Here is a 25,673-nt window from a genome sequence, read left to right on the forward strand (position 1 = left end):
GCCCCCCGGCCCCCCCCCCCCCCCCCCCCCCGCGCCCCCCCCCCCGCCCCCCCCCCCCGCGCCGGGCGGCGGCGCGGGGGGGGGGGGGGCCCCCCCCCCCCCCCCCCCCGCCTCGGGCTACCGCTGGGTAGTTGCCCGGCGTACCGTCGCGGTGGTGGAACCGGATGTGCTGGGGCCGCCGTACGAGCGGCAGACGATCGACCTGGGCGCCGACGACGAGGGGCCGGTCGTCGCGACCCTGGTGCGCCGGCGGGCCGACCGCCCCACCGGCCGGGCCGTGCTCTACGTGCACGGCTACGTCGACTACTTCTTCCAGACCCACGTGGCCGATTTCTTCGCCGAGCGGGGCTGGGACTTCTACGCCCTCGACCTGCGCAAATACGGTCGCAGCCTGCTGCCGCACCAGACCCCGAACTTCTGCCGCGACCTCGGCGACTACTTCCCGGAGCTGGACGCCGCCGCAAAGATCATTCGTGACGACGACGGCCACGACACCCTGCTCACCATGGGCCACTCCACCGGCGGGCTGATCATCTCGCTCTGGGCGCACGCCCGCCGCGACTCCGGCATCGTCGACGGGCTCGTTCTCAACAGCCCCTTCTTCGACATCAACGCCCCCTGGGTGGTGCGCAGACCCCTCGCGGCCGCCGTCTCCCGCCTGGCCCGCCGGTCGCCGCGCCGCATCCTCCCCGCCGGCCTCGGCAACGTGTACGGCGAGAGCCTGCACACCGAGCGGCGCGGCGAGTGGACGTACGACCTCGCGTGGAAGCCACTCGCCGGGTTCCCGGTCCGGGCCGCCTGGCTGGCCGCCGTCCGCGCCGGCCAGCGGCAGCTCCGCGCCGGCCTGGAAATCCAGGTGCCGGTGCTGCTGGCCTGCTCCACCCGCAGCTTCCGAGGCACGAAGTGGCACGATTCAGCGGCGCTCGCCGACGCCGTCCTGGACGTGGAGCACATGGTCCGCTGGGCGCCCCGCCTCGGCCGGCACGTGACCCTCGCCCGCTTCGACGGCGGCCTGCACGATCTGACCCTCTCCGGCCCCGCCGTACGCGAGAAGGTCTTCGCCGAGGTGGGCCGCTGGGCTGAGGCGTTCCTCGGCGCGGGGCCGACCCCCGCGGCCCCCGCCGGCCCGAACCCTGTGGCACCCACGACTCCCGTCGGCCACGGGCCCGCGGCGCCCACGACTCCCGTCGGCCGCGAGCCCGACGGGCAGCGACCGGGCGCGGCTGGGCAGGGCGCGGGGGCGCCCGCGCCGAGCTGATCGGGGCCAAACTGGGGTGCCCGACCGGGGCGGGCCATGCGACGCTGTGGCGGCGCCGACGGGCCCGCCCCGTGGCTCCCGCGTCGACAGGTGCGGCGGTACCCTCTTGGCGCGACACCCGACGCGCGCCCGTAGCTCAGCGGATAGAGCAGGGGACTTCTAATCCGTCAGGGTGTACCGCACCACCCCGCATGACCTGCAAATCATGCGTTGCCTGCGGACGTTGGCGGAGAGGTGCGGTACACCCTGAGTACACCCCCAGATCCGTCACTCAGAGTGGCGGATGATCCCGTCCGAGGGCGCATCGATCAGCCGCCGTGCCACCTTCCGCGCAGCCGCGATCGCCTCCGGGTCCAGCCCGATCCCGAACGGCTGCCCGCCACCCACCGTCTGTCCAATTTGGTGGCGGCCGCCCCGGCGCTGGGCCGGTATGGAAAACGGGACGGCCCCCTCCCTCTCCTGCAGATTCGTCAGCCGCTCCATGATTTCGCGTCGCTCGGCGGCAAACTCCACACGAACCCGCCGTTCCACGCCTCGCACCATGCGGCGGACAGCCCAACCGGCCACACCCACAACGGCCAGCGAAACGGCGCTGGCCAGTGCGACCCCAGCCTCAGGCGGTCGGTCAAATCCTCTGTGCCCCCACATCACAATCATGACGTGGAAGTTTCACGTACAGAAATCCCAGAGGGTACGATCAATTACCGCAAATCGCAGATGGCGAAATCTTAACGATCATGCGTTACTAAAAACATCGATCGTCGTTAAAGATCAATCTGATCGTCTACTCAAGACTGCCCGTGAGCGGGTGTCGATTGGTACCGTCGACTGTGGCGACCCGCCGGGGTAGAGGCCGGCGGGCGCCGCCCAGTCCTCTACCTGGCAAGGACCACACCATGGCCATCAGCGCCCTCGGCCGGCAGCTGCGCGCCCAGCGCAGCCGTCGCCACATGACACAGGCCGCCCTCGCGTCGGCCGCCGGCGTCAGCGTCGACCTGATCCGCAAGGTTGAGCAGGGACAGCGGCAGCACGCCGGCCTGGACTCGATCGCCAAGCTTGCTGCCGCCCTGGACGTGACCCTGGCCGACCTCCTCGACAAGCCCCGCGGCCTGGTGTCCGGTGCTGAGGACGGCGAGCTGGGTGCCCTGCGACGAGCCATCCTCGGACTCACGCCGGGCGGCGCCGAGCCGCCGACCCTCGACGAGATGAGCGCAGCCGTCGTCGGCCTCTGGCAGACGTACTGGGCCGGCCAGTACGCCCACCTCGCCCGGCAGTTGCCCGATCGGATCGCCCAGGCCCGCGCCCTGGCTTCCGCAGCAGCACCCCGTGACCAGGTAGCGGCGTCGACCCTGCTGGCCGGGGTGATGCAGCTGACCGGCAGTCTGCTTGCCCACCTGGCACACGAGGATCTCGCCCATCTCGCCCTGGCCGCAGCGGACCGGGCCGCCGAGGCCGCCGGCGACGAACTGCTCCACGCCGCCCAGCAGGCCACCCGGGCATGGGTGCTGTCCCGGCAGGGCCTCTGGGCCGAGTCGGAGCACGTGGCGATGTCGACCGCCGCCGCGATCGAGCCTCGGCTGTCGCGCGCCACCGCCGACCATGTCGCGGTGTGGGGTGAGCTGCTGCGGTACGGGTGCACATCGGTGGCCCGGTCGGGACGGCACAACGAGGCCACCGAGCTGCTCGGCCTGGTCCAGGCCGCCGCCGCCCGGCTCGGCAGTGATGCGCCGACCCGGTACGTCGGCGGTGCTTTCGGGATCACCGTCGCCGCGATGAAGGCGGTCGACGTGGCCGTGACCGGCGACAAGCCGCGGGCAGCGATCCGGCTCGCCGAGCGGGTCGAGCACCCAGACCGGGTGCCCACCGCGATGCACGCCCGGTACCTACTGAACGTGGCGTGGGCGCAGACCGCCGACTGGCGTAGCCAGGACGCCGTGGACACCCTGCGCCGGGTCGACCGGCTGGCCCCCGAGGTGCTCGCCCACCAGACGCTGGCGCGCGTGATCATTGAGGAGCTGCTGCCCCGCCGGTCCCGGCAGCGCCTGCCTGGCCTGGTCACACTCGCCGACCGGGTCGGCGTGCCCCGGTAAGTAGGACGCCACGTCCTACTCGTCCGGACCGGCTCCCGCCCGAGTAGGACAGCGCGCCGCACCCGACCGCGTGACTGCCTGCTTACTGTCCGCTGTAGCTGGTCAGCCCGGTCCCCCGTCCGGGCCGACCGGTCCCCGGGGTGGCGGCGGCGGTCCTTCCAATCACGCGATTTGTGCGAGCTGCCGTCGCCACCCTCCCACCGGACAGGGAGGCAACTGTGGCGATCTGGTCCGAGCTGCGCGCGATCGTGCGGTGGCTGGCAGGGCAGGGCGACCCGGTTCCGCCGCCTGACACCGGGCTGCGTATCCAGGCGGCCGAGGCGGACGCCGCGCGGCAGCGCATCCTCGACCAGGCCCACCGGCCCGGTGGTGCCGGGTGAGCGCCGAGAGCGTCCCGGGCCCGTGGTGGGAAATCGAGCTGGAGCTCCACCGGCAGCGCGACGGCCGCTGCCCGGTGTGCAACACCCGTCGGCGGTGCTGGCCTTGGGCGACCGCCAACGCTGCCCGCGTCGTCGCCCTCATGATGGGTGAGCCGGTGAGTGTGCACCATGGATGAGCTGCCCATCGGCCGCCGGGTCGCGTACTGGCGGGGACGGCGGAAGATGTCGCAGCAGCAGTTCGCCGACGTCATCGGTAAGTCGAAGTCCTGGGTCGACAAGGTGGAGCGCGGTCTCCGCAGCCTCGACAAGCTGTCCACCTTGCAGGCCGTCGCTGATGGACTCCGGGTCGACCTGCGGCTACTGCTCGGTAGGGACGTGGAGGTGCAGCGCCCGAGCAGCCTGCTGGACAACGCGAGTGTCGACGCGGTCCGGGGTGCTCTGGCCCGGTGGGGTCCGGTCCGGCCCGGACGGCAGCAGTCGGCGCCCGATCTCGCCGACCTGCGCAAGGCGGTCAACCACGCCTGGCTGAGCTACCAGCACGCGAGGTATGCCGACTTGCTCCGGCACCTGCCGGGCCTGTTGCACGTCGCACAGCAGGCGAGGATGGCCAACCCGGGCGTGACGGAGGCGGCGCAGCGCCTGGCCGAGGCGTACCAGATCGCGTCGGCCGTGCTGCGCAAGGTGGGGGTGGCGGATTTGGCTTGGCTGGCGGCTGACCGGGCGCTGACCGCCAGCCAGGACACCGACGACGAACTCCTGATGGGCGCCTGCGCCGTCCAGCTCGGGTATGCGCTGCTGTCCCAGGGGCAGCCCCGGCACGCGATGGAGCTCGGCCTCACGGTGGCCGACCTGATGGCGGCGCCGAATCCGCTGGATGCCTCGGCGGCCCATCTGTCGGTGTACGGGACGCTGCTCATCGTGGCCGCCCGGGGCGCTGCCGCCCGCGGGGACGCCGACTGCGTCGCCGATCTGCTCGAGCAGGTCGGCGAGGCGGCGGCGGTCGGCGATGGGCGGGACCACTACCGCACGGTGCTCAGCCCGATCACTGTCGACCTGGCCCGGGTCGCCACGACGGTCGACCTCGGCGAGGGTGCCACCCTTGATCCTGCCGCCCATCAGCGGCTCATCGAGGGCGCCGCGTTCCGACGCCTGCCACCGGGGTACCGGGCGGCCTACCTACTCGACGCGGCGAGCGGGTGGGCGCAGGCGGGTGACCTGCTGCGGTCGGGTCGCGCCCTGGTCGACGCCGACCGGACCGCACCGGCCGAGGTCCGCCACCGGCCGGTGGGTCACGAACTGCTGGCCACCCTGCTGCGCCGGACGCGGGTCGCGAGCGCCGACGTGTTGCGGCTGGCCGAGGCGATGGGGGTGGGTGTCTAGTGCCGGTCCGGGTGACGCCGGGGCGGGTGGTGGTGACCCGCCGGTGGCGGGTGTCCGGGGCACCCAGCCTGGCTGACCACCGGGGCCGCCCGTTCCGGGTGACCGAGCTGGTGGTGACCGCCGTCGATGGCCGACCATCCACGACGGCCGTGCACGGCCTGCTGCGGGGCACGAGCGGCCCGTACGGGGGCCGGTACACCGAGGTGACCTGGCACGGGCCGTGGGAGTGGCAGGTACCGCCGCTGCCCGCGTGGATCGCCGACGCGGTCGCTGCCGGGGATGGGGAGGGGATCGGATAGCGGAGCACCCCGCCACCCCGAAGGGGCGGGGTGCTCCGTGGGCTACTGGGCGGCGGGGCTGGCATGCCAGGCGGCGGCCTGGGCGGTGACCGCCTCCCGGTGGGCCTCCCGGTGAGCCCGGCTCCAGTTCAGGCCCTCGGTCACCATCAGCTCGACGATCCGGTCGCTGATTTCCTGCTCGCTCATCCTGACCTCCGTTGTGCCGTCCTGCCTCTGCCCTAAACACTAGCCTGCCCTGTTGTTCAGGTCAACAGGATGACCTAGTGAGGTTCCGGCAGCACGTGCCACTAGGTGGCGGTGTTGTGGTTTCCAACATGACCCGCTAGTGTCCTCGGCATGACGCGAACCGAACCGGCCGCAGACCGGCCCGACGACCTGACGGCACTGGCAGACGCCATCCGGGCCGTCGCCGACCTGCAGCCCCTCGACCGGTTCCCCGCGATCGCAGACCTCAGCGTCCGCTTCCGCAGCGTCGTCAAGGCCGAACAGGACCGAGCCGTCTACGAGGCCACCCAGCAGTTCGACTACCAGCACGTCGCCGACGCGCTGAAGATCGCCTACTCGAACGTCAACAACCGCGTCACCGCTCACCGGGCACGCACCGGCGTACCGACCCGCAGGGGACGGCGCTTCGCACCCGGGAAGCAGGAGACCGCGCAGACCGACTGACAGGCAGTCCCCCGACACGAAGTCGGGCCCGGACGCGGTGTTCGTAGCACCGGCCGGGCCCTTGATCAGGAAGCGAGTCCTGACCCGTGAGCACTCTACCGTTCACCCTGCCCACCTGCGACCGTCCGGCCGCCATCCGGCTGGAGGTCTACAGCCCCGCCAACGGCCGGCTCCACGGCTCGCTCGACGCCGTGGTCTACGCCTGCGCCGAGCACGCCGTCGAGGCTGTCTCCGCCATCGAGGCGGCCGGCCTGACCGCCTACCGCTGGAGCGCGCCCGGCGTCGACATCAACCGCGGCTGCGGGTACGCCCACGTCTTCGCCCCCGGCACCCCGCTAAGCACTGCCGGGGGTGCCCGATGAGCCAGCACGTCAAGGCCGCGCTCGCTGCAACCAAGGGCCTCGGCAAGAACGAGCGCCTGGTGGCCGTGGCCATCGCGGCCCACATGAACAAGGCTGGCGACGCCTGGCCGAGCATCGCCACGATCGCCGAGTACGCCGACTGCTCCGAGCGCACCGTCCAGCGGGCCATCGCCAAGCTCATCACCGCCGGCCGGATCGCCTGGCGGAAGGTCGCCGACATCGCCACCCGCGTCTACCGGCTCGTCACCGCCGCCGTCCAGGGGGTGCCAACCAGCGGCCCGGGGGTGACAAACGACAGCACCGGGGTGCCAAACGGCAGCACCGGGGGTGACAGCCAGGGTGACACCCGAAGTAGTGAAGAGAGTTTGAAGGAGAAGCCGCGCGTACGCGCGGACTGGCGTCGCTTCATCCCGAAGAACAAGGCAACCACCACCCCGGAGCGGCGCGGTGTCCCCTCGCCCCCGCAGCAGGGCACCGTGCGGTGGTGCCCCACGCACCGGGGCTCACCCGCGCACAACTGCGGGCCCTGCCGGTCCGAGGCGCTTGCCAGGGGTGCCCGGTGAAGCTCCTGACCCGCCCCAAGCTGACTCCGGCAGAGCTGGCCCAGCTGCGCCAGATCGAGCTGCACGCCCAGGTCGAGCACGAGCGCCAGGTCGACCAGCTCCGCCGAGAGCAGCACGCCGCCGACCGGGCCGAGCAGCGCCGCGCCGCCCGCGAGCACGCCCAGGCCGAGAAGCGCCACCGCAAGGCCAAGGCCAAGTCCCGCGCCCGCCGGCTTCGCCAGCTCCGCCGGTGGGCGGCGACCGCCCGCACCGTCGGCCCGCTGCTGCTCGTCAACAGCGCGACCGTCGGCGGGCAACTCGCCTACGCCTACGACCAGACCCCCGCCGGCTGGCACCCGGTCGCCCGGGCCGCCGTCGCCATCGGGGTGGCCACCGCGGCCGAGTCCGTCGCGCTGTACGTGGGCTGGCACGCGCACGACGCCCTGCTCGCCGGCGCCCGGACGACCGCAGCCCGGCTCCGGCGCGCGTCGTACGGCATCGCGCTGGTCATGGCCCTGGTGAACTACTCGCACTTCGCGGACGCACTGCTTGAGCCGACCGCCCTCGCGGTGATCCTCGGGGTGCTCTCCAGTCTGTCCCCGTGGCTCTGGGGTCTGCACACCCGCCGCGCCCAGCATGTGCAGCTGGTCCGCGAGGACCTCGTCGACGTCACCGGGGCGACGTTCGACCCGGCCCGCCGCAGAGCCTTTCCCTTCCGCTCCTGGCTGGCCCGCCGCTGGAGCATCGACCAGTACGTGCGTGAGCCGCGCGCCGCGTGGGAGGGGTACCGGGCGCACCGGGCGGCTCAGCGCGCCGCCGCGCCGACCGGCCGGATCCGCGCCGCGTGGCGCGCCCTGCTCGGCCGTGCGCCCGCCCCGACTCAGCCCGAGCCGGCCGAGCCTGAGCCGGCGCAGCCCGCGCCCGTCGCTGAGCCTCTGAGCCTCGACGACCCCGACGTGCTCCTCGCAGCCCGGGCCCGGATTGCCATGGCCGACGCAACCCAGCGGATCCGAGCCGGCGCAGCCCGGGTCGCGCTCGCCGACCGGAACCCGCGGCTCTTCGCGGACCTCTCGGCCGGCGGCCTGTGGGACCTGGTCGCCGTGACCGACGAGCCGGCTCACGTGCGCCGGCCGGCCCGGGCCATCGCCGAACCGGTTGTCGAGCCGCCCTCGACGCCGGACGAGCAGGGCGATGAGCCGGACGAGCAGGGCGATGAGCCGGACGAGCAGGGCGATGAGCCGGCTCACGCGCCGGCAGGGGTGAGCCCCGCAGCCGCCGCCCGCCTGGCCGCCATGTACGACAAGCTCGTCAAGGATCTCCGGCGCGAGCCCTACGGGTCTGAGCTGGCGCACGCCGCAGGCATGAGCCGGGCAACGGCGAACCGGTGGAAGGCTCGCCGTGAGCGCACCGTGAGCAGTCGCGGCTCCGGCGATGCCAGGATGCCGGAAGATCGAGTCCGCGCGCGGGAGATCCGGCAGCAGATCCTGGACGCGGTCGCTCCGGAGTGACCGGGACACGACGAAGCGCCCCCGCCCGGCCGGGTGGGCCGAGCGGGGGCGCGTCATGCGGGTCGGGTCAGAACGAGTAGTCGCCGCGGTCCCGTGCCTGAGGCGCGGCGGCGAGCCATGGAAGGAAGTTTCGCAGGAACTCGTCGACGGCCGGGAGTGCCAGGACGCGGGTCACGGCGGCGGCGACGGTGAGGAGCTGCGCGATGGCGGGCACGGTGTCGATGCCGCCGGCGACCGCGGCGACCGGGAGCAGGGACAGCAGGGAGACGCTCACGGCGAACCCCGTTCGGGCGGTGGCCCGCCACGGGTGGCGGGTCTGGGTCGGGGTCATGGGTGGGTACCTCCGGTCGGTGCGGGATGGACGGTGCAGGATCGGCAAGCGACCAGCTGGGCGCGTACCTCGTGAAGCTCGGCGGTCAGTGCGGCTTTCTCCTCGCGCAGCCGGTCCCGCTCGATCTCCGTGGCGCGCAGCTGCGCGCTCTTTTCGACCAGCGCGAGTTCGATCGTGGCGAGACGAGCGGAGACGTCGGCCAGCTGCCGATGCAGCCGGGCGACCTCCTCTCGGAGGCTGGTTTGCAGCTGCGCCCATATCTGGGTGCGCACCTGTTCGGCCTGGGCTTCGGTCAGCTCGGCGGTGGCGCTGTTGTTCCGCCGGGCGAGCCACCAGGTGATCGGCAGCCCGAGCAGCGCGGCGACCCCACCGACCACCGCGGAGATCACCGCGGGGTCGGTACCGGTCACCGGATCGGGTTGCGGTACGCGGCCGCCCAGGTCATCGGGCCGAGCTCTCCGTCGACGCTGAGTGCCTGGTCGCGCTGGAAGGCGCGCACCAGCTGGTCGTACTCGGGGCCGAACTTCCCGTCGTTGCCGGCCCGGGTCAGGTAGCGGCGCCCCTGGCCGACCGGCCAGCCGCGCCGACGCAGCTGGTTGGCCCAGGTCTGGATCCAGTAGCGGTCGGTGTGGCCGGCGAAGCGTCGGGCGTGTACGCCGCTCACGGACTCGTCACCGCCGGACTCGGGCCCGAAGAAGTACCGCTTCGGCAGGGGGTAGGGGATCTCCGGGCCGGGCGCCGGGCGGCCCGGCTTGCTGGGCGGGGTCGGCGCCGGGTTGCCGGTGAGCCGGGCGGCGACGCGCTCGACCTTGGCGACGCCGGCGACGATCTCGAAATGCATGTCGTCCGGGCGGCCCTCGTAGTCGCCGCCCCATCGCACGACGTCGTCCAGCTCGGCCAGGATCCGGCGGATTTCGGCGCGCTGCGCCGCCGAGAACGTGTTGCGCTTGCCCATCGGGTGATCCGGGGCGTTGTAGTCGACGGCCGTCGCCGAGGCGTGGTTGCTGAGGTCGTCGGATCCCTCGATGCGCTTGTAGTGGTAGCCCCAGCACCAGCCGGCGCGCAGCGGCTCCACGCGGGTGTGCAGCTGGTAGAGCAGGTAGTGCAGGACGACGGCGGCGGGGCCGCGGCGCACGCCCTGGGGGAAGCCGACGCCGGCGACCTTGGACGTGTCGAGCCCGCCGATCTCCTCCGGGGTGCCGGCCTTCCAGCCGTTTTGAGACAGGGCCATGGGGTGTCCTCACGTGAGATAGCCCACCGGCGGCCGCCGGTGGGCTGGGGTGTGCTGGGGTGTGCGGGGTTGGGGTGTGCGGGGTCAGAAGTACGTCACGGCGATGACGGCGCCGGGCGAGCCGGCGCCGCCGGCGCGGGCGACGGTCTGCGCGATGGCGCCGCCACCGCCGGCGCCGTAGCCGGTGGCGGGGGCGGCGTTGCCGCCGACGGAGAGCGACCCATTGCCGCCCGACCCCATCGGCCCGTCGGCGCCGCGAGCCATGAACAGGTGCCGGTTGTCCAGCGTCCTGGCCAGGTTGCCGACGCTCCCCGGCCGGTTCAGGACGGTGCCGCCAGCTGCGGCGCCGCCGGTGCCGCCGGCGCCCGTGGTGTCGCCCGTGGTGTTGGGGCCGGTGGTGCCGCCACCGCCGCCGCTGGCGGTCATCAGGGCGCCGAAGGTGGAGGCGGCACCGTTGCCGCCGGTGGCGCCAGACGTCGCCGCGCCGGCGGCACCGACGGCAATGGCGACGGTGCCGTCCAGGTCGTCGGCGGCGTAGATGCTCTCGCAGTAGCCGCCGGCCCCGCCGGACCCTCCGCAGCCGTTGCCGCTGCCGGATGCGGCGCCGCCGCCAGCGCCGCCGCCGCCGACCATGCGAATCCACACCCACTTCGCACCGGCCGGCTTCGTCCAGGTGCCGGCGGCGGTGAACGTGTCGACCTGGGGGGTGGCGAACGTCTGCAGCGCGGCGCTTAGCAGATCGCCGGCGGCCAGGATGGTGGTCACGGGCTACTCCTCGGGGTCACAGCGGGATGTGAGCGGTGTGCCACACGTCGACGGCGACGCCAGCGGCGTGGGCGCGAGCCTGGCCGTTCAGGCCGCGGCCGCCGGGGGCGACGGTGAGGATCTGCGTCAGGCCCGAGTACGACGCGCGGGGGGCCAGGATGATCTGCGTGGCGTAGACGACGTCCGCAGGCGCGGCGGTGCCGGCCAGGCGGACCCGCGGCGCACCCTGGTTGATGCCGGAGGCGGGCGCGGCTATCTCGACCTGCAGCCAGGTCCACACGGCGGCCGGTAGCGCAACGGCGCCGCCGAGCCCTGTGGAGACGGCCGCCCCGGACAGCGTCCAGTCGATGCCCACCTGGGCGCCGGCGGCGTAGCCGGCCGGGGCGTAAACCCACGCCCCGACCAGGTAGGTGGCGCCCGGGGTCACGGTGTAGCTGGCCGCCGACCGGATGCCGGCGCCCGCGCTGGTCCCGTTGGGTGTGGCCAGGATCGACGGGTACGCGCCCCGCCGGACTGTCGGTGCCGCGGCGATCGTGGCGCCACCGGCGCCGACCCACGACGTCGTGGCGCCGCACCAGGGGTCCGCGTTCAGCACGCCGCCGACCATGCCGACGCTGACCTGCTCGCCGTCCACCGACAGGAGCATCGGGTACGCCTCGGCGCGGCGCGCGGTGAAGCCGACGGCGGTGGACGTTGCGGTCAGCTGCGAGGCGGTCTCGGTCACCGCGGCCGCCAGGACCGCATCGGCGCCGAACCGGGTCACGGCCGGCCCGTCGTCGAGCGCGGTTTGGCTGTCGGACGCCACCACGGCGACCGTCCACGGGCTACCCGGGGTGCCGTTGTAGGTGATCTCACGGCGGTAGGCGTCGAGCACCTCCACGTAGCCCTGCACCATCACCGGGGTGGGGCCGGGTGGCAGCCACGCGGGCAGGTCGGTCAGCGCCAGGACGTCGCCGGCGTCAATGCCGGCGGCCGCCGCGGCGAGGCCCGGCGTGTACCCGGGCGCGGCGAGGTCGGCGCGGATCCGCGGGTACCGCGCCTCGTCGACCGTGCCCAGGTGCAGCAGCCACCCCGCGTGATCGGGCAGCTGCCCGTCGGCGGCGACGTCGGTCGACACCGTCGTTTCGTAGGTGCCGACTCCGTCCGGCGGCCGCTGGGTGGAGAGGGGGCCGGTTCGCCTGGTTGCCCGCGCCGAACTGCCGTTCGGGCGGCTCACCGTGATGTCGTTGGCCACGGCCTCGTCGTCGTCGAGCGGCTCGAACGGCTCGGCGATGTGCCCGCTGGTGTAGCTGAGCGGCAGGGGCGTCTGGTTGTAGAGGCTGCGACGGGTGCGGTAGAGCAGCCCGAGCAGAGACCGGGACTCCTGCAGGATCCCGCCGTCGACCCGCGCCGCGGCGCGTAGCAGGTCGACCAGCGGCGCCGACCGCTGCGGGCCGCATAGCTCGGTGGTCGCGGCGTCACCGACGACCTCGACCGCCACGCCCTCCTCAGCGGCCAGCCGACGGATCCGGTCGCCGGCGCGTTCACCGGCGAATCCGGTTGAGACTCGGCGGAACGCGTCCCGCACGACGGGTAGCTCGGCGGGGGTCACGACCAGATGCGCGACCAGGGCGTCTACGGCGTAGTCGGACCCGAGCAGGTGCGCCGTGGTGACGTTGCCGATCGGGCCGGCGAGGGTTTCCCCGCCGGGCACGGTCGCCCAGAAAGTGGTGTCGCCGACCCCGTGCCACACCCCGGCCCAGCGTGTGTTCGCGCCGTCGGTCTGGACGTCGAGTGCGAACGCCACCCACCGCGTCGGGTCTGCGCCGGTGCCGAATCCGGTCGTGCGGTCGGCGACCAGGGCACCGGCGGCGGTGTATCCCTGCCAGTGGTAGGAGTTGCTACTCACGGACAGTTCCCAGCGGGCGACGGCGCCGCCTGCGACGTGCACCCGGGCCAACAGCCGGTCGCCGGCGAACGGCGCCCCCGCCAGCTTGGCGTAGAAAGCGACCGACCAATGCCCGCCGCTGCCGGTGCCGGCCCGCACGGGCGTCGAGATCGACGCCATCGTGCTGGTCAGCTTGGCCACGGTGGAGGTCCCACCGAATCCGGGGCCCGGGTCGGCGCCGAACTCGACGTCGACGCTGGCGCCGTACGGGATGCCCCGGGCCGCGCTCGCGGGTCGGGTCGCCCCGGTGCCGTCCTCCATCGGCAGGTACGCCGACGGGGTCTGGCTGATGAACGTCCGGTAGAGCGGGGAGCGCAGCGACGCGGCGCCCTGGGTGAGCCGGCGCATGACGCCGGCGCCCTCGATCGGCACCCACAGGTCCCCGCCCGTGATGTCCCACCGAGGTGGCCAGCTGGCCACCTCGCCCCAGAACCGGCCGGCCCGGTCAACCACGTCGGCCGTCGACCCCACCGACCAGGGACGTCCGCACCCGTCGGTGAAGGTGCGCGCTGCCAGGTCGATGGCGTTGAGGTCGGGCGCGGCGACCAGGGGCCCGCCGATGCCGTCGCGGATCTCGGCGGCGAACAAATCGCCGGCGAGCGTGCGCGTAGCCAGCGCCGGCGTTTCGCCCAGCTGCAGCGGCGCAGTACCCGCGTGGATCGACGTCGTGCCGGCGGCGACGACATCACCACCCAGCTGCACCCACGGGCCGGCGAGGTCGGCGGCCTGGTAGAAGCGGGCGGTCGTCCCGCCGGCGCCGTTGTCGACGTCCAGCGTCATCCGGACGGCCAACGTGCCGTCGTCGGCCGGCGTGACCGCGACCGGGCCGGTCAGGTCCCGCCGGGCGGCCAGGGTGCCGTCAGGTGACCAGAGGATGCCCGGCCGGCCGGTCCGGCCGATGTACGCCTGCCATGAGCGGGCGTTGCCGGCGGAGACGTACCGGCCGCCCAGGTCCGTGGGGAGGACACCCCCGGACCACTGCGCCCGACACCAGAACCTGACGTCGATGTCGCCGGTGATTCGCAGCGACGCGTGATCGGGGGTGGACAGCCCGCCGGTGCCGCGGGTCACGCCGCGGAACGACACGGCCTGCCGAGGCGGGCCCACGGCGATCATCAACGGGGTGTTCCGGCCGATCAGCCCGGCGTATGGTCCGGCGGGGTTGCGGGGCGAGTAGCGGCCGCCGGCGTTGTCGATGACCAGCGAGCAGCGCGCGGGGTCGACGTCCGCGGCCTCGTTCTGGCGGCCGCGGGTGATGCTCACCCCGCCGCCGCTGGCGGCCCGCTCCAACCGCAGGTCGTCGGTCACGTCGACCCACCCCAGCACGGCGCCCAGGTAGAGCGATCCGCGTACGGGCAGCACATCATCAGGGAACACGGGACCTCACCGGCCTAGTACGACTTGGACGTTGCCGCCGCGGCGACGGATAGCACCGCGGAGGATCTCCACCAACAGGTCGTCGAGCGCGGACCCACCCGACCGGATCTCCAGCACCATGGCGCCGCCACCGCCGGCACCGCCGCGTGGCAGCGGGATAACCGACGCGCCAGCGCCCAGGTGCACCACCTCGGGCCCCTCCTCGCCGACAACGGCCAGACCGGACCGGGTCGCCGTGCCGCCCTTGGCCAGCATCGGGAGCTTGGGCATCGAGAAGCCGTTGCCGCCGATGCCCGGCACCCAGCTGGGCAGGGTGAAACTCAGCTGGCCAACGGTCCGATTCCACAAGCCGGCAATGGCGTTGAAGCCAGCCCTGAAGGGGCCGATCAGGACCTTGCCCACGCCGGCCAAGGCCTTACCAAGGCGTACCGGCAGGCCGAAATACCAGGACAGGAACCGCTGCCCACCGGACACGATCCCGTTGTACGCACCCAAGATCCACTTCTTCCACAGCGTGTCGACGAACCACGATCCGACCGCCGCGGCGGCGGCCTTGATCCCGCCCCACGCCACTTTCCACGCGGTTTGAAACCAGGTGGTACGGGTGGCAATGAGGACGATGATGCCGATGAGCGCGATGACGGCGAGGATGATCAGTCCCACGGGATTTGCGGTCATGGCGATGTTGAGCACCCACTGAGCGGCCGCCCAGGTCAGCGTGGCCGCGCGGGTGGCCACCATGGAGATCCTCTGAGCGGCCATGCTGACCAGCGACCGTTTCGTCGCGGCGTCGCCGGCGGCGGTGGCCACAGCCGACGCACCCGACGCCACGGCGGTGGCGCGGGTCGCCGCGGTGTTGGCGACCAGCGCGGTGGTCTGCGCCCGGATCGCCCCGCGCATCCCCCAGGTCGCGGCTACCTCGGCGGCCTTGAGCGGGAGCCCGATCACCGCGGCCACGTTGGCCGCGGTCTGGGCACCACGGCTGGCGATGTACCCGGCCACCAGGTACGGCAGGGCCTTGGCCAGCAAATCGGTGTTGTCGGCGGCGAATTTCAGGATGGGTCCGGCGACGTTGAGTCCGTCGATGAACGTCGACCGGGGCCCCTCGGCGGTACTGAACGCGGTGGCCACCCCGCCCAGGACGTTGCGTAGCCCGGCGAAGACGACGCGCAGCCGCTCCTGACCCTCGGCGCTGTCGGCCCACCGGTGCAGCGCGGCCGCCCCCGTTTGCAGGTTGGTCAGGGTTGAACCGCCGTCATCACCGGCGCGGAAAATCGCGGCGATGAACCCGCCGACGTCGCCGGCGATGGCGCCCAGCTGGCGCAGCACGCCCACGGCGGTGCCGATCCACTGCTGCATGCGGCCCGACTCCCGGGCGGCCACGCTCCACCGCTCGAATCGGGCCGCCACGGTGCCGACGCCGGAGGCGAAGCCGGGCAGGAACCCGACGCCCACAGCGGCCCACTGCAGCAGCCCGTTGATGACCGGCCGCACGGCGGCCGCCAGACGGTGCACCGTCAGCGCGGTGGCATCCAGGACCCGGCCGACGTCGCCGGCGGCCGCCTTGGTCTTGAACAGCCCGAGGCTCTCGCGGACCGCCGCATTGAAGCCGGAGCCCATCTTGCGGAGCCAGCTGGTCGTCATGGGCAGGTAGATGCCGGACAGCTGCCGCAGGTCGCCAGCGACCCCGCGGAACGTCTCCTGTTGACCGCCGCGGGCAGCGGCCTGCCACGCCGGCGCCAGGGCGCGCAGAGTGGTGATCACGTCCCGGGCGGACGGGGCGAGCCGGGCGAGAGCCGCCGCCGCCGGGTCGATCCCGCCGGAGGCCGCACCCGCCGACGACTCCCCGACGGCCCGCTGAGCGTCGGCGAGGCGCTGCGCGGCCTCGGTGACAGCCCGCTGAGCTTCCTCCTGGCGCCGCAACGCGTCCTGTACTGCGTCGGAGCCTTCGACGCCTTTCTTGGCCCCGTCGACCTGCTCTTTCCCGAGGTCGTCGACGCGGTCGCGGACCTCCTCGAGGGAGTGTTGCGCCTGCTGGTACGCCAGGTCAGCGGCGTAGATGTCATCCGGGTTGCCTCGGGCGCGGGCGCGCTGCAGCGCCTCCTCGGCCTGGGCCACGGCCAGCACCGACTGCTGTTCGTCGAGCTTCGCCCCGCGCAGGGACCGGCTCAGATCGCTGAGCCGTTCGGCCTCCTCCTGGCGGGCGCGGGTCACCGCGGCCTGAGCCAGCGCGGCGTCGCGCTGGGCGTCTGCCAGGGCCTGCGTCGCCGCCTTGACCTCACGCCCGGCCATGGCCACCTGCCGGCCTGCACCGGCGGCGGCGCCGCCGCCGCCGACGGCCTGCTGCCCGGTGGCCTTCCACGCGGCGGCCAGTCCACCGGTGACGGCCTTGGCGGCCGCCACGGTGGCCACGGTCGCGGCCACGGCACCCGGGAGTAGCCCGATGGCGCCGACGGTCTGGGCGACGGTGGCGCCGAGCGCCACCGCGTACCCGGCCGCCGACGCCATGGCGCCGCCCAGCGCGATGGTCGACGCGGCTGACCGCAGGTTGACCGACCGCACGTTGGTAGCGGTCCGCTGCAGCAGCGCGTTCACGCCACGATCGCGGCCAATCGCGTTGAAGACCAGCGACGTGTCCGACACCGCCCCACCCCCCTATTCCCTACCAGCCTGGTAGGGATACCTCGAGTTCGCCGACGGAACGGCGGGTCAGTGAGCGGCGGCCCGCTCGGCGTCCTCGGCCCGACGGTTCAGATCGTCGATGTGATCGACGGCGTTGCGCAGCTGCCGGTACGTCAGCCGGTCGAGCTGCCATGGTGGGATGTGCAGCGCTGCCGAGATGCCTAGCCAGTAGCGGTCGGCGAGGTCTCGGACGGAGCTTTTCCCCCGCCGTCCACCTGGTCGACGTCGTCGCCGGCGGCCGCCAGGGCCGCGTCGATCTCGGCGTCGAGCGCGGCGAGGGCCTGCCCCCGCTCGCTCTCCCCGATGCCCGGGGCCTCGGCGGTGGCGTCGCGCATCTCGCGCAACTCGTCGACGTCGAAAACCAGCTGCAGCTCATCGTCGTAGAAATCCACATCCTCGAATCGCAGGGTGTGGTGGTCGCGCCGGAGCAGCGTCCAGAGCAGGGCCCGGCGGGGGGCGGTGGCACCCTTGAGCAGCGCCGTTTTGTACTCGGTGCCGTAGGGCAGGCCGGTGCGCCGCTCGATCGCCTCGCACTCGGCGACACGGAAGCGGCCCAGGTTGACGGGCCATGCCTGCTCGGGCTGACCGTCGGGGCGGTAGATCAGGCGCACGGGTTAACTCCTCCTGGCGATACGTTGGGCACGGGCTTGTAGGGCCCGCTCGGCCGCGGCGCGCATGGCCGGGCGTAGCGGGCGCAACGTGTTGTCGAACCATCCGGGGGCCCCGCGCTGGGCGACCCACACGTCGGGCGAGAAGACGGGGTGACGCCACCCACGGCCGTTCAACCGCTTGGGTGCGTTGGTGAACCCGCGCGGCATGCCGCTCTTGCGGGCGCGGATCCGGGCGCCGGCGCTGCTGCCGGACAGCCGAATGTCGGCGGTCACCGCGGCGGCGACGGCCTGGCGCAGAGGCTCGCCGGCGTGCGGGAGCCCGCCCGGCATGGACAGGACAGCCGCCCGCGCGGCGTCGACGCCGGGAGCGAGCGCGGCATGCAGCTCGGTGGCCAGCTCCCGGCGCCACTCGTGCCCGTCGGCCTCGGCGTCGAGCGCGGCCGCCACGCGGCGGCCGCTCGCCGGGTCGGGCTGCACCTCGACGACGTCCACCCGTCAGGCGGTCGTACGGACAACCGGGCCGCTGGTCGGGTACGTGTAGTTGGACTCGTTGACGTCGCCCGGAGAGCCGGCGATCGGCGTCCACGACTTGATGAGGACGTTGCCGCTGTATGCCGGGTTGGAGGTGCCGACCGCGGCCTGGGTGGCCCGGACGCTGAACGGCACGACGTCGCCGAGTATGTCCCACATGGCTTCATCCAGCTGCCCGACGGCGAGATTGTTCTTGACGGAGATGCCCAACGATCCGCTCTTGAGCCCGCCGATGACTTCCTTCCATCCGAGGCTCTTGTACGTCGTGACGTCCTTCTCCTCGACCTCCGTCTGAATCTCGATCTTGGAGCAGTCGCCGGAGCGGTCCACCCCGGCCAGCGACAGGTACGCCGCGGTGAGCGTCATCTTGGGCATGGTGGCTCCTCTACTTGATGCCGAGCGCGCCGGCGAACAGGAACGATGGGGCGGTGCCGGCAGTCGTCCAGGACAGCCGCCAGTAGGTATCGGTGATCGGGCCGGCCACGCGGAGCATCTGCCCGCTGCGGGCGGCCGCCGGGTCGAAGGTCGCCCGGTCCGTCGGCGTGGTGAACCCGGCATCGGCGGCTGACTGCACCTTGACGGTCAGCGTCGGCGCGGCGGTGCCGGCGACGCTGAGCACGTGCAGCGAGGCGTAGACGTACTGCCCATCGAGGACGGCGGGGCGCTGCACCGCCGTGCCGGTGCCGGCGGCGGTACGCGGCACGCCGGGAGCGTGTAGGCCTACCCCGCGGACCAGCGGCCACGTCGACGACGCGGACGCCGCCCAGGGCGCCACGTCACCCGGCGACCCCAGCAGCTGGTACTGACCGCGCAGCGCCTTGACCATCCACGCCACAGCACCGACGGCACCGCCGGAGGGCCCGGACTCGTGCGGGTAGATCGTCCACGCGCCGATGCCGCCCAGGGCGGCCCACGCGTCATCATCGACCCGGGATGTGTCGCCGGCCTCCCACTGACCGGCGGCGGCGACCTTCGCCGAACCGATGCCAGCGATGACGGCCTTCCAGACGTCGCCGGCGGCGTCGACGTCGCCGAAGGTCGTGACGTCTCGCTCTTCGTGCTCCCCGCCGATTTCGATCTTGTTGCTCTGGCCGGTCAAGTCGGCACCGCCGGTGAAGATGCGGACGTTACGTAGTACGTGTGGTGCCACGGCGGGCCCTCCTCGTGGTCGCCAGCGCCGGCGCGTCGGCCTGGTCGGCGTGGTCGAGCGCGGCCAGCTCGGAGCGGGCCGCGATCACGCGCGGGTCGTCGTCGGGGTGCCCGTACGCGGCGAGCGCGGCCAACTGGTCGACCAGGTGCGCACGGCGCTGCTCGGTATCAGTCACCACCGCCGATCACCTCCACAGGCCACTCGGCGCCGACGTACGTCTCAGGTCCGAGCGTGTAGAGCCGGTGCCCGGCCACCTGGGACACGCGCAGGTCATCGGCCGCGCCGCCCAGCGCGTACTCACCGGGGGCACCGCGGGCGGCGTTCAGGGCGGCCCAGACGGACCCGGGGCCGGTACCCATCAGCGCGGACAGCGCCCGCTGTCCGGACCCGTCGACGCCGCGATCCATCAACACGCGGCAGGTCACCGTGAGGGCGACCAGCCCGCCGAACGTCTGGTCATACCGGGCGCCGACCTCGCCGGTGTAGAACGCGGGCGCGGTCACGGAGTCGGGCACGTAGGCGTAGGTGGTCACCCCGTCGACGGCGGCCGCCACCGCGTCGCACAGCGCGTCCAGCACCCGCGGGATGTCCAGGCCGGACATCAGCCGGTCTCCTCAAGTACGAAGTCCCGCAGCAGCTCGGCCACGTCGGGGTCGACCCTGGCCACCCGGGTCACGCCCCACTCGGCGCTGCCCAACACGCCCTCCGGGCTGTCCTTGCGCCGGTAGAGGCGGAGGGCCTGCATACGGCACGCCATGGCGACCTCGGCCGGCACCTCGGGCCAGCCATGCAGCGCGGTGACGCGCACCCGGTCGGCATGCCAGCCGCGCCACCGGCGCAGCAGGTTGACTGGGCGCCCGTCGAGCAACGCGTTGCACGGCTCCACGTCGACGTCGTCGACGACCTCCCATGTGCGCCCCGGGCCGGTCCGCAGCGCCACGACCAGCCCGCCGAGCGTGGCGATGTCGTCGACCAGCAGCGCATCGCCGTCGTCGCCGGCAACGACCTGGCCGATCGTCCGGTATTCCCGGCTGGTCGGCTCTGGGTCCAGCCAGAACCCGTGAGGGCGGTTGCAGGTCTTGTCGATCTGCCGGGAGGCGACGTCGAGCGCTTCCACCAGCAGCTCGTCGCGGTCATCGGCCCCGGTCGGGTCGAGCTTGAGTGACGCCTTGAGGCGCGGCAGCGTCGCGTACCGCTTGACGGTCGTCATCAGTACCCGACCACACGCTGCGGGGTGGCGGCCTTGGCGGCCGCGGCCCTCTTGGCCGCGGCCGCGTGGGCCCGGACGGCCAGCCGGTGCACCACGGCGAGCGGCTCGCGCGCCTCGGCGGTCACGGTGGCCAGTTCGGTGGCGATGGTGACCTTTGCCGGCGCCGGCCGGCGGCTGGTCGGCGGCTGGTCGGCGGTCTGCGGGGTCATCGTCATAGGCCTTCCGGGCACGAGGAAGCCGCCGGCGGTCGCCGGCGGCTTCGGTGGGGAGACGGTCAGGGCAGGGGTTGCGCTACTCGGGCGGCGGGGGCGGCTCCTCGCCGGGCGGTGGGGGCGCAGGCGGCTCGGGCTCCGTGACGGGCCCGTCATCGAGGCGCTCGCAGACGATGACGGCGACCTGGCGGCCGCCGGTGCCGTACGGCGAGGCGGCCGCGAACCGCACCGGCAGGTAGCGGTGGGCCGGGTCGCCGGCCAGCGCGATGGCGCCGGCCGGGTCGACCGGCAGCCGGTCGCCGGCGGCGGCGAGCACCTCCACCGATACGCCGATCACCCGGTCGGCGGACAACACAGTCAGCGTGCCGTCGGGGTTGCGGCGCACCGTGGCGTCACCGTACGCCGGCGGGAGCACCGCCGACCCGGGGTGCGGGTGCGCGAGCACGCATTCGGGTACGCAGTCGTCAGCCACGCGGGGCGTCTGACTCGAACAGGTCCGGACGTTGCTTCACGGCCGGGTGGTCGTCTGGGTAGTCCTTGCCGGCCTCGATCTGCACGTCCCCGGCCGGCTGCTTCCGCCGGTCGACCAGGCCCACGAATCCCGAGTACGTCGCACGCTTCGCCATGGTGGCTTCCCTTCGTCTCTTCCTGGGGGTTCCTGGGTGTGGCGAGGGGCCCGGCGCCAGGATCGCCGGGCCCCTCGCAGGTCCCCTCGGGTGTCCCCGTCTCGCCGGCGCTGGGGGCGCCCATCCATGCGCCGGCGGCGGGGTCAGCCGGGGGGAGTCACTCGGCCGGCTGTCAGGCCAGCGCGACCGGCACGGCCGGGTTGGACAGCTGGAGCAGCCGGAAGGCGTCCGGGTCGACCACGTCGGCGCCGACGCGCCAGAACGCGAACCAGCCCGCCTTTCCGTTCGGTCGCCCGTTGGCGCCCTTGAGCAGCGGATCGAACTGCACGCTCATGCCGACCCGGTCGATGATGTAGTAGTTCGAGAAGTCGCCGGCGAGCAGCGGCAGGGCGCCGGCGGCGATGGTGCTGGTCATGGTCGATGCCTCGCGGGCCGGCTGCCCGAGCAGCTCGTTGGGCCGTCCCATGCCGAGGTTGGCCCAGAACGCCGACCCGCCCGCGGTGTCGAACTGGCGGATCTTGTTGTAGATCCGCTTGTTGGCCAGCCAGGTGGCGTTCGCGGCGTCTCGCGGCCGCAGCGCGTCGGCGACGGCGTACACGTCGGCCTGGGCGAACGCGCCGGCGGTCGCGCTGGCCACCAGGGAGCCGGAGACCGCAGCCACCGCGGCGACGACACCTCGCGGACGGGACGCGCCGACGTTGGCCGTAGCGAATGCGGCGCCCTCGTGCCGAGCCTTGGCATCGGCCACCAGCCGGCCCAGCTCGGACGCGAACCCGCTGTCGGCGAGAACCTCGTAAGTCCCATCGATCCAGGTGTCGGCCCGCTTCGGGGTGATCTTCTTCGGCCCGAACGTCGGCGAGTTGTCCGCCACCTCGGCGCCCTCGTCCGTCCAGTTGGACGTGACGCCCGCGGACGTGACGCCGTTCCAGTCGTCCGTCGCGATCGTCTTGATCGTGGAGATGGACCGGATCGGGTCCACGATGCCCGCGTTGGTGAGGATGATCGTCGGGTCGAGCGTGAACGGGACCAGGTAGCCGCCGTTGGCGTCGGTGAGGGACAGCGACGCGCGCAGCAGCTCGCCGGCGTAGCCGGTCCGCATGTACTCGCGGAACTGCTTGTGGTAGTCCCTCGACCCGGTCATCAGAATGTGGCGGGCGATGGCCGGTGCCTGCCGGCTCCCCTCGTCGTCGTCCTCGTCGACCTCGCCGATCAACTCGACGACGCGGGCGCGGGCGACGTCGGACATGTGCCGCGGCGCCTGGTCGACGGCGTGCTTCGCCCGCTCGATCACGTCACTCGGGGCGTACCGGCCCCGGGTGACCTCGGCCAGGGTGTCGTACGGGTCGACGGACCGCTTGATGTACGGGCCCTGCCCCGGGGTGATCCCGGCACCAGCCTCACGGTTGGCCGGGTTCGCCATCGCGGCCCGGACCAGCTCCATGCGCTGCTCCTGCGCCTCGGCCTCGGCGAGGTCTGCGGCGAGCGCCTCATACTCGTCGAGCGCGGCCGTCGACCGGGCGATCTCCTCGCCGGTCGGCTCGTCGACCTGGTCCAGCTCGATGAGCTCGGCGCCGAGCGTCTCCATTGCGGCGCGGATAATGGCTGCCTTCTTCATGATGCGCGGATCCCCAGACGGATCATGTCGGCACGGATGCGTGCGCGACGGATGGCGAGCCGACCGGAGTGCACCGACGGGTGCGGGTCCTCGGCGCCGGGCCCGGCGTTGGCCGGGGTGGCGGTGAGCGCGGCGAGCAGTGCGGCGCGCTGGTCGTCGTCCAGCTGGTCGACCAGCTGGACGGCAGAGCGGACGGCGACGATTTCGGCGCCCTCGTAGTACGGGATCGGGGTCGGCCCGTAGTCGGACAGACCCAGCTCCAACCGGGTGATCTTCGGTAGCGGCTGGCCGGGGCGCCGGCGTGGCACCCGTCCCGCCGGGGTGGAGCGGATCACGCGGCCGCGGAAGGACTGCGCCCGCACGTCGCCGTTGTCGATCGCGGCCAGCACAGCGTCGGCCGTATCCGACTTGTTATAGCGGGTCACGGTGAGTAGGCCGCGGCCGTCGGGCCGGATCTCCAACGGGGTGCCCAGCGGCACCTGCAAGAGCCCGTTCGGCTTGCCGTCCAGCGTCATGCCGTGGTTGTAGAGGCACACCGCCCGGCCGGTCCTTGCGGTGCGGTTGAACGCAGCGCGGTCGATCTCCTCGTGGTAGTGGCCGTGCTGGTCGCGGACCTCCGTCGGCTGGTCGAACACCGCGGCGTACGCGGTGACGGTCCGCCCGTCGCCGGTGCGCGACCGGCTGATGTCGTCGAGCGCCCACGTGCGCAGGTAGGTGGTCACCGCCGCTTCCCTCCCTTGCCCGAGTCCAGAAAGTCGCCCAGCTCGTCGGCCGGGTTGAACAGCGCGTCGAGCAGCGCGCCCTGGCCCTCCATCTGCTTGCGGTCATCGGCGAACAGGCCCAACTGCACGTCGGACGGCTGCCGGCCCACCTGTGGCCGGTCGGCCAGCCCGATGGTCGACCGGGCACCCGGCACGAACACCGTTGCGCCGCCGTCGATCGTGATTTCCGCGGCCTTGACCTGCTCCCGCCTGCGGGCCGCGTTGGTCAGTGCCGTAGCCAGCTGATCGGTCACACCGGCCGCCGCCACGGCCGGGGGCGGGCCCTTCACCGCGCGACCCTCAAACGTGATCGTGTGGTTGTCCTCGTCGCCGATCCGCACCGCGGCCGCCCGGTCCCGCCCGGTCAGCGACTTGGAGTTGGTCACAGGAATGACCCGGGCGTCGGGGTGCCGGGCCAGCTGCCGTAACGCGTCGTCGACGGCCGGCCGGGACAACCCGCGGGTGTCCAGGTGGTCGCGCAGGTCGGCCAGGCCCAGCCACCCGCCCTGAGGGGCCAGCTGGTCGTACGCCTCCCGTACGGCGTGCTCCGGATCCGCCGGAGGCCGAGGGCCCGCCGCCGGCGCGCTGGTCCGCTCCCGCTCGTGGCGTTCCCGCCGGCCGGCGGCGGTCACCTCGACGTACCGCTCTGCCTGCTCCTGGGTGCCAGTGAACAGGGTCTTCCTGCTGTCGGCGACCGACCACTGGCGGCCGGACTTCACCACCGACAGATCAGCCGCGTCCAGCCAGCCGGCTGGCCGGTCCACCCCGCCCACCGTCACCGGCGCGGCCGCCGGGACGGCCTTCTTCACGGGCGCGGCCTTCTTCACGGGCGCAACCTTCTTCACGGGCGCGGCCTTCTTCACGGGCGCGGCCTTCTTCACGGGCGCAACCTTCTTCACGGGCGCAACCTTCTTCACGGGCGCGGCCGCCGGGGCGTCGTGCTCGGCCAGGTCGTGACCGTGCAGCGCCGCGGCGAGTCCCCGTAGCCCACTGGTCTTGTCGCCCGGGGTCTTGTACCGGCGTCCGTGGTTCTTCTGGTCGTGCCGGCCCGGGTAGTGCCGGGCCACGTCAAGGTCGTCGGCCTGGTCGTCGTCGTCGACGGCAACGGCGGCCGCGGCGGCCGGGCGAAACCGCAGGTACTCGGCGACGTATGCGCGGGCGGCCGCCCGCTGGACGGCGTCGCCGCTGCCCGGGTTGTACGGGCAACTCGTGACGGGATGCCCGAGACGGGCGGCGACCTCGCCCAGCTTCCGGGCCGCGGCCAGCATGACGTCGCTCATACGAAGTCCCTCCCGGCGCTACCAGCCATGGCGGCCTCTCGGCCGGCGTGGGCGCGGCCGCTCACGTTCTGCTGAAACTCCGCGAACGTCATCCGGGGGTGACGCGCCCAGTAGCGCAACAGCTCCTCGCTCGCGTACGGCCTGGCCACGCTCATCGGCCCGGAGAATAGGACGATGGGATCTTCGATCTTCTTCGCCTTGCCTGCCCGGGACAGCAGGTTGCCGCGGGTGGCCCTCTCAGCGTCGAGGAACTGTAGGTACGTGTGTTCCTCGTACGCGGCTTTAAGCTTCTCCCGGGCGCTGCCCTTCGTGCTGCCACCGGCGACCGCGGCGGCCTCTTGCCGGCGTAGGGCGTCGAGGTCGAGCCCGAGCACGTCGGCGTAGGCGTCGAGGTAGTCGCGGCCCGTGGCCACCAACCTCTCGATCTCGGCGCTCTGCACGTCGGTCGGCCCTCGCCGGGCCGGCGACTTCCTCTTGGCGACCCGGTCCGGCGGCCCGTACCGCAGTCGGTCGCCGGGGTCGACGCCCTGTTCTGCTGCCAGCTGCCGGTACTCGGCGAGGTACGCCGCGGCCTTCTGCGCGGGGGTACGGGTGTCGGCCCGCGTCGCCTTGCCGACCTCGCGCGGGTCGGCGCCATCGGGCAGTCCGAGGGCCCGACCGACCGCGCCCAGGTACCGCATCGCGGTGGACTCGTCTCCGGCGTTCCGGTCGTCAAGGGCCTGCTGCTCGATCTCGGCCCACACCTTTGCCACGCGGGCCACGTTCGCCTGCGGTAGGGGCGGACGCCCCCGCGGGGCCCCCGGGGCGGGCCCCCCGCCGGTAACCAGGGCGGATGCGCGGGGGGCCGTGGGGTCGGGGATCGGCTCGGGCGCGGGC

General features: G+C 73.1%; 30 protein-coding genes and 1 pseudogene. 9 read left to right on the forward strand and 22 right to left on the reverse strand.

Annotated features, from left to right (window positions below; translation table 11 throughout):
* Positions 1–154: 154 nt before the first annotated feature.
* Positions 155–1,174 (forward strand): annotated as a pseudogene (locus SNR22_RS28310) (alpha/beta hydrolase); the annotation flags it as partial.
* Positions 1,175–1,525: 351 nt separating this feature from the next.
* On the opposite strand, the gene SNR22_RS28315 reads toward SNR22_RS28310, so the two are convergent.
* Positions 1,526–1,789 (reverse strand): hypothetical protein, encoded by a 264-nt coding sequence (locus tag SNR22_RS28315; protein WP_320069735.1) that lies wholly within the window; start codon positions 1,787–1,789, stop codon positions 1,526–1,528.
* 365 nt (positions 1,790–2,154) lie between these two features.
* Here SNR22_RS28315 and SNR22_RS28320 point away from each other — a divergent pair, with 365 nt between their 5' ends.
* The 4 genes from SNR22_RS28320 (at position 2,155) to SNR22_RS28335 (ending at position 5,407) form a co-directional block, all read left to right on the forward strand.
* Positions 2,155–3,348 carry a helix-turn-helix transcriptional regulator gene (locus SNR22_RS28320; RefSeq protein ID WP_320069736.1) on the forward strand — a complete coding sequence of 398 codons (1,194 nt, stop codon included), beginning with the start codon at positions 2,155–2,157 and terminating at the stop codon, positions 3,346–3,348.
* A 218-nt stretch (positions 3,349–3,566) separates the two neighbouring features.
* Positions 3,567–3,728, forward strand: coding sequence for a hypothetical protein (locus SNR22_RS28325; RefSeq protein WP_320069737.1), 162 nt, complete (start codon positions 3,567–3,569; stop codon positions 3,726–3,728).
* 168 nt (positions 3,729–3,896) lie between these two features.
* Positions 3,897–5,108 (forward strand): helix-turn-helix domain-containing protein, encoded by a 1,212-nt coding sequence (locus SNR22_RS28330; protein ID WP_320069738.1) that lies wholly within the window; start codon positions 3,897–3,899, stop codon positions 5,106–5,108.
* Entirely contained in the window at positions 5,108–5,407 is a 300-nt protein-coding gene (locus tag SNR22_RS28335; protein ID WP_320069739.1) for a hypothetical protein, read from the forward strand. The genes SNR22_RS28330 and SNR22_RS28335 overlap by 1 nt, the downstream gene beginning before the upstream one ends.
* A gap of 42 nt (positions 5,408–5,449) precedes the next feature.
* Here SNR22_RS28335 and SNR22_RS28340 read toward each other — a convergent pair whose 3' ends face one another.
* Positions 5,450–5,593 (reverse strand): hypothetical protein, encoded by a 144-nt coding sequence (locus SNR22_RS28340; protein ID WP_320069740.1) that lies wholly within the window; start codon positions 5,591–5,593, stop codon positions 5,450–5,452.
* Positions 5,594–5,743: 150 nt separating this feature from the next.
* On the opposite strand from SNR22_RS28340, the gene SNR22_RS28345 reads away from it, so the two are divergent.
* From SNR22_RS28345 to SNR22_RS28360, 4 genes are all read left to right on the forward strand, one after another.
* The gene (locus SNR22_RS28345) at positions 5,744–6,076 is read left to right on the forward strand and encodes a hypothetical protein (protein ID WP_320069741.1); all 333 of its coding nucleotides are present in this window, start codon (positions 5,744–5,746) and stop codon (positions 6,074–6,076) included.
* A gap of 86 nt (positions 6,077–6,162) precedes the next feature.
* Positions 6,163–6,438, forward strand: a complete 276-nt coding sequence (locus tag SNR22_RS28350) for a hypothetical protein (protein WP_320069742.1) — start codon at positions 6,163–6,165, stop codon at positions 6,436–6,438.
* On the forward strand, positions 6,435–7,001 hold the full coding sequence (locus tag SNR22_RS28355) for a helix-turn-helix domain-containing protein (protein WP_320069743.1): 567 nt from the start codon (positions 6,435–6,437) through the stop codon (positions 6,999–7,001). Before SNR22_RS28350 ends, SNR22_RS28355 begins: the two co-directional genes overlap by 4 nt.
* Positions 6,998–8,488: a hypothetical protein gene (locus tag SNR22_RS28360; RefSeq protein ID WP_320069744.1), complete on the forward strand. Its 1,491-nt coding sequence runs from the start codon at positions 6,998–7,000 to the stop codon at positions 8,486–8,488. The genes SNR22_RS28355 and SNR22_RS28360 overlap by 4 nt, the downstream gene beginning before the upstream one ends.
* A 67-nt stretch (positions 8,489–8,555) precedes the next feature.
* Here the strand turns inward: SNR22_RS28360 and SNR22_RS28365 are convergent, their stop codons facing one another.
* The 20 genes from SNR22_RS28365 to SNR22_RS28460 form a co-directional block, all read right to left on the reverse strand.
* Positions 8,556–8,819: a hypothetical protein gene (locus SNR22_RS28365; RefSeq protein ID WP_320069745.1), complete on the reverse strand. Its 264-nt coding sequence runs from the start codon at positions 8,817–8,819 to the stop codon at positions 8,556–8,558.
* Positions 8,816–9,229 (reverse strand): hypothetical protein, encoded by a 414-nt coding sequence (locus tag SNR22_RS28370; RefSeq protein ID WP_320069746.1) that lies wholly within the window; start codon positions 9,227–9,229, stop codon positions 8,816–8,818. The genes SNR22_RS28365 and SNR22_RS28370 overlap by 4 nt, the downstream gene beginning before the upstream one ends.
* Complete coding sequence (locus SNR22_RS28375) at positions 9,226–10,050, reverse strand: M15 family metallopeptidase (RefSeq protein WP_320069747.1); 825 nt, start codon at positions 10,048–10,050, stop codon at positions 9,226–9,228. Before SNR22_RS28375 ends, SNR22_RS28370 begins: the two co-directional genes overlap by 4 nt.
* 84 nt (positions 10,051–10,134) lie before the next feature.
* Entirely contained in the window at positions 10,135–10,815 is a 681-nt protein-coding gene (locus SNR22_RS28380) for a hypothetical protein (protein WP_320069748.1), read from the reverse strand.
* A gap of 16 nt (positions 10,816–10,831) precedes the next feature.
* Positions 10,832–14,119 (reverse strand): hypothetical protein, encoded by a 3,288-nt coding sequence (locus tag SNR22_RS28385; RefSeq protein WP_320069749.1) that lies wholly within the window; start codon positions 14,117–14,119, stop codon positions 10,832–10,834.
* A 6-nt stretch (positions 14,120–14,125) separates the two neighbouring features.
* On the reverse strand, positions 14,126–16,762 hold the full coding sequence (locus SNR22_RS28390; protein ID WP_320069750.1) for a hypothetical protein: 2,637 nt from the start codon (positions 16,760–16,762) through the stop codon (positions 14,126–14,128).
* 200 nt (positions 16,763–16,962) lie between these two features.
* Positions 16,963–17,412, reverse strand: a complete 450-nt coding sequence (locus tag SNR22_RS28395) for a hypothetical protein (RefSeq protein ID WP_320069751.1) — start codon at positions 17,410–17,412, stop codon at positions 16,963–16,965.
* Between the two features lie 3 nt (positions 17,413–17,415).
* A complete protein-coding gene (locus SNR22_RS28400; protein WP_320069752.1) occupies positions 17,416–17,904 on the reverse strand; it encodes a hypothetical protein in 489 nt (162 codons plus the stop codon).
* 3 nt (positions 17,905–17,907) lie between these two features.
* Positions 17,908–18,318, reverse strand: coding sequence for a hypothetical protein (locus SNR22_RS28405; RefSeq protein WP_320069753.1), 411 nt, complete (start codon positions 18,316–18,318; stop codon positions 17,908–17,910).
* Positions 18,319–18,328: 10 nt separating this feature from the next.
* Positions 18,329–19,093 (reverse strand): hypothetical protein, encoded by a 765-nt coding sequence (locus SNR22_RS28410; protein ID WP_320069754.1) that lies wholly within the window; start codon positions 19,091–19,093, stop codon positions 18,329–18,331.
* Positions 19,071–19,268, reverse strand: a complete 198-nt coding sequence (locus tag SNR22_RS28415) for a hypothetical protein (RefSeq protein WP_320069755.1) — start codon at positions 19,266–19,268, stop codon at positions 19,071–19,073. Before SNR22_RS28415 ends, SNR22_RS28410 begins: the two co-directional genes overlap by 23 nt.
* Positions 19,261–19,695: a hypothetical protein gene (locus tag SNR22_RS28420; protein WP_320069756.1), complete on the reverse strand. Its 435-nt coding sequence runs from the start codon at positions 19,693–19,695 to the stop codon at positions 19,261–19,263. Before SNR22_RS28420 ends, SNR22_RS28415 begins: the two co-directional genes overlap by 8 nt.
* Positions 19,695–20,303 carry a phage gp6-like head-tail connector protein gene (locus SNR22_RS28425; protein ID WP_320069757.1) on the reverse strand — a complete coding sequence of 203 codons (609 nt, stop codon included), beginning with the start codon at positions 20,301–20,303 and terminating at the stop codon, positions 19,695–19,697. Before SNR22_RS28425 ends, SNR22_RS28420 begins: the two co-directional genes overlap by 1 nt.
* Positions 20,303–20,512 (reverse strand): hypothetical protein, encoded by a 210-nt coding sequence (locus SNR22_RS28430; protein WP_320069758.1) that lies wholly within the window; start codon positions 20,510–20,512, stop codon positions 20,303–20,305. Before SNR22_RS28430 ends, SNR22_RS28425 begins: the two co-directional genes overlap by 1 nt.
* A gap of 82 nt (positions 20,513–20,594) precedes the next feature.
* Complete coding sequence (locus tag SNR22_RS28435) at positions 20,595–20,987, reverse strand: hypothetical protein (protein ID WP_320069759.1); 393 nt, start codon at positions 20,985–20,987, stop codon at positions 20,595–20,597.
* Entirely contained in the window at positions 20,980–21,141 is a 162-nt protein-coding gene (locus SNR22_RS28440) for a hypothetical protein (protein ID WP_320069760.1), read from the reverse strand. The genes SNR22_RS28435 and SNR22_RS28440 overlap by 8 nt, the downstream gene beginning before the upstream one ends.
* A gap of 172 nt (positions 21,142–21,313) precedes the next feature.
* Entirely contained in the window at positions 21,314–22,756 is a 1,443-nt protein-coding gene (locus tag SNR22_RS28445; RefSeq protein WP_320069761.1) for a phage major capsid protein, read from the reverse strand.
* Positions 22,753–23,478 carry an HK97 family phage prohead protease gene (locus tag SNR22_RS28450; RefSeq protein WP_320069762.1) on the reverse strand — a complete coding sequence of 242 codons (726 nt, stop codon included), beginning with the start codon at positions 23,476–23,478 and terminating at the stop codon, positions 22,753–22,755. Before SNR22_RS28450 ends, SNR22_RS28445 begins: the two co-directional genes overlap by 4 nt.
* Positions 23,475–24,797 carry a hypothetical protein gene (locus SNR22_RS28455; RefSeq protein ID WP_320069763.1) on the reverse strand — a complete coding sequence of 441 codons (1,323 nt, stop codon included), beginning with the start codon at positions 24,795–24,797 and terminating at the stop codon, positions 23,475–23,477. The genes SNR22_RS28450 and SNR22_RS28455 overlap by 4 nt, the downstream gene beginning before the upstream one ends.
* Positions 24,794–25,549, reverse strand: a complete 756-nt coding sequence (locus SNR22_RS28460) for a hypothetical protein (RefSeq protein WP_320069764.1) — start codon at positions 25,547–25,549, stop codon at positions 24,794–24,796. The genes SNR22_RS28455 and SNR22_RS28460 overlap by 4 nt, the downstream gene beginning before the upstream one ends.
* Positions 25,550–25,673 lie beyond the last annotated feature (124 nt).

This window comes from Micromonospora sp. RTGN7, from assembly GCF_033804645.1.
Lineage (GTDB): Bacteria > Actinomycetota > Actinomycetes > Mycobacteriales > Micromonosporaceae > Micromonospora.

Coding starts and splice junctions, on each gene's coding strand:
- SNR22_RS28425 (WP_320069757.1), bottom strand. CDS start 20,303: ATGACGACCGTCAAGCGGTACGCGACGCTGCCGCGCCTCAAGGCGTCA.
- SNR22_RS28440 (WP_320069760.1), bottom strand. CDS start 21,141: ATGGCGAAGCGTGCGACGTACTCGGGATTCGTGGGCCTGGTCGACCGG.
- SNR22_RS28345 (WP_320069741.1), top strand. CDS start 5,744: ATGACGCGAACCGAACCGGCCGCAGACCGGCCCGACGACCTGACGGCA.
- SNR22_RS28320 (WP_320069736.1), top strand. CDS start 2,155: ATGGCCATCAGCGCCCTCGGCCGGCAGCTGCGCGCCCAGCGCAGCCGT.
- SNR22_RS28455 (WP_320069763.1), bottom strand. CDS start 24,797: ATGAGCGACGTCATGCTGGCCGCGGCCCGGAAGCTGGGCGAGGTCGCC.
- SNR22_RS28330 (WP_320069738.1), top strand. CDS start 3,897: ATGGATGAGCTGCCCATCGGCCGCCGGGTCGCGTACTGGCGGGGACGG.
- SNR22_RS28405 (WP_320069753.1), bottom strand. CDS start 18,318: ATGCCCAAGATGACGCTCACCGCGGCGTACCTGTCGCTGGCCGGGGTG.
- SNR22_RS28420 (WP_320069756.1), bottom strand. CDS start 19,695: ATGTCCGGCCTGGACATCCCGCGGGTGCTGGACGCGCTGTGCGACGCG.
- SNR22_RS28365 (WP_320069745.1), bottom strand. CDS start 8,819: ATGACCCCGACCCAGACCCGCCACCCGTGGCGGGCCACCGCCCGAACG.
- SNR22_RS28445 (WP_320069761.1), bottom strand. CDS start 22,756: ATGAAGAAGGCAGCCATTATCCGCGCCGCAATGGAGACGCTCGGCGCC.
- SNR22_RS28340 (WP_320069740.1), bottom strand. CDS start 5,593: ATGAGCGAGCAGGAAATCAGCGACCGGATCGTCGAGCTGATGGTGACC.
- SNR22_RS28375 (WP_320069747.1), bottom strand. CDS start 10,050: ATGGCCCTGTCTCAAAACGGCTGGAAGGCCGGCACCCCGGAGGAGATC.
- SNR22_RS28430 (WP_320069758.1), bottom strand. CDS start 20,512: ATGACCCCGCAGACCGCCGACCAGCCGCCGACCAGCCGCCGGCCGGCG.
- SNR22_RS28355 (WP_320069743.1), top strand. CDS start 6,435: ATGAGCCAGCACGTCAAGGCCGCGCTCGCTGCAACCAAGGGCCTCGGC.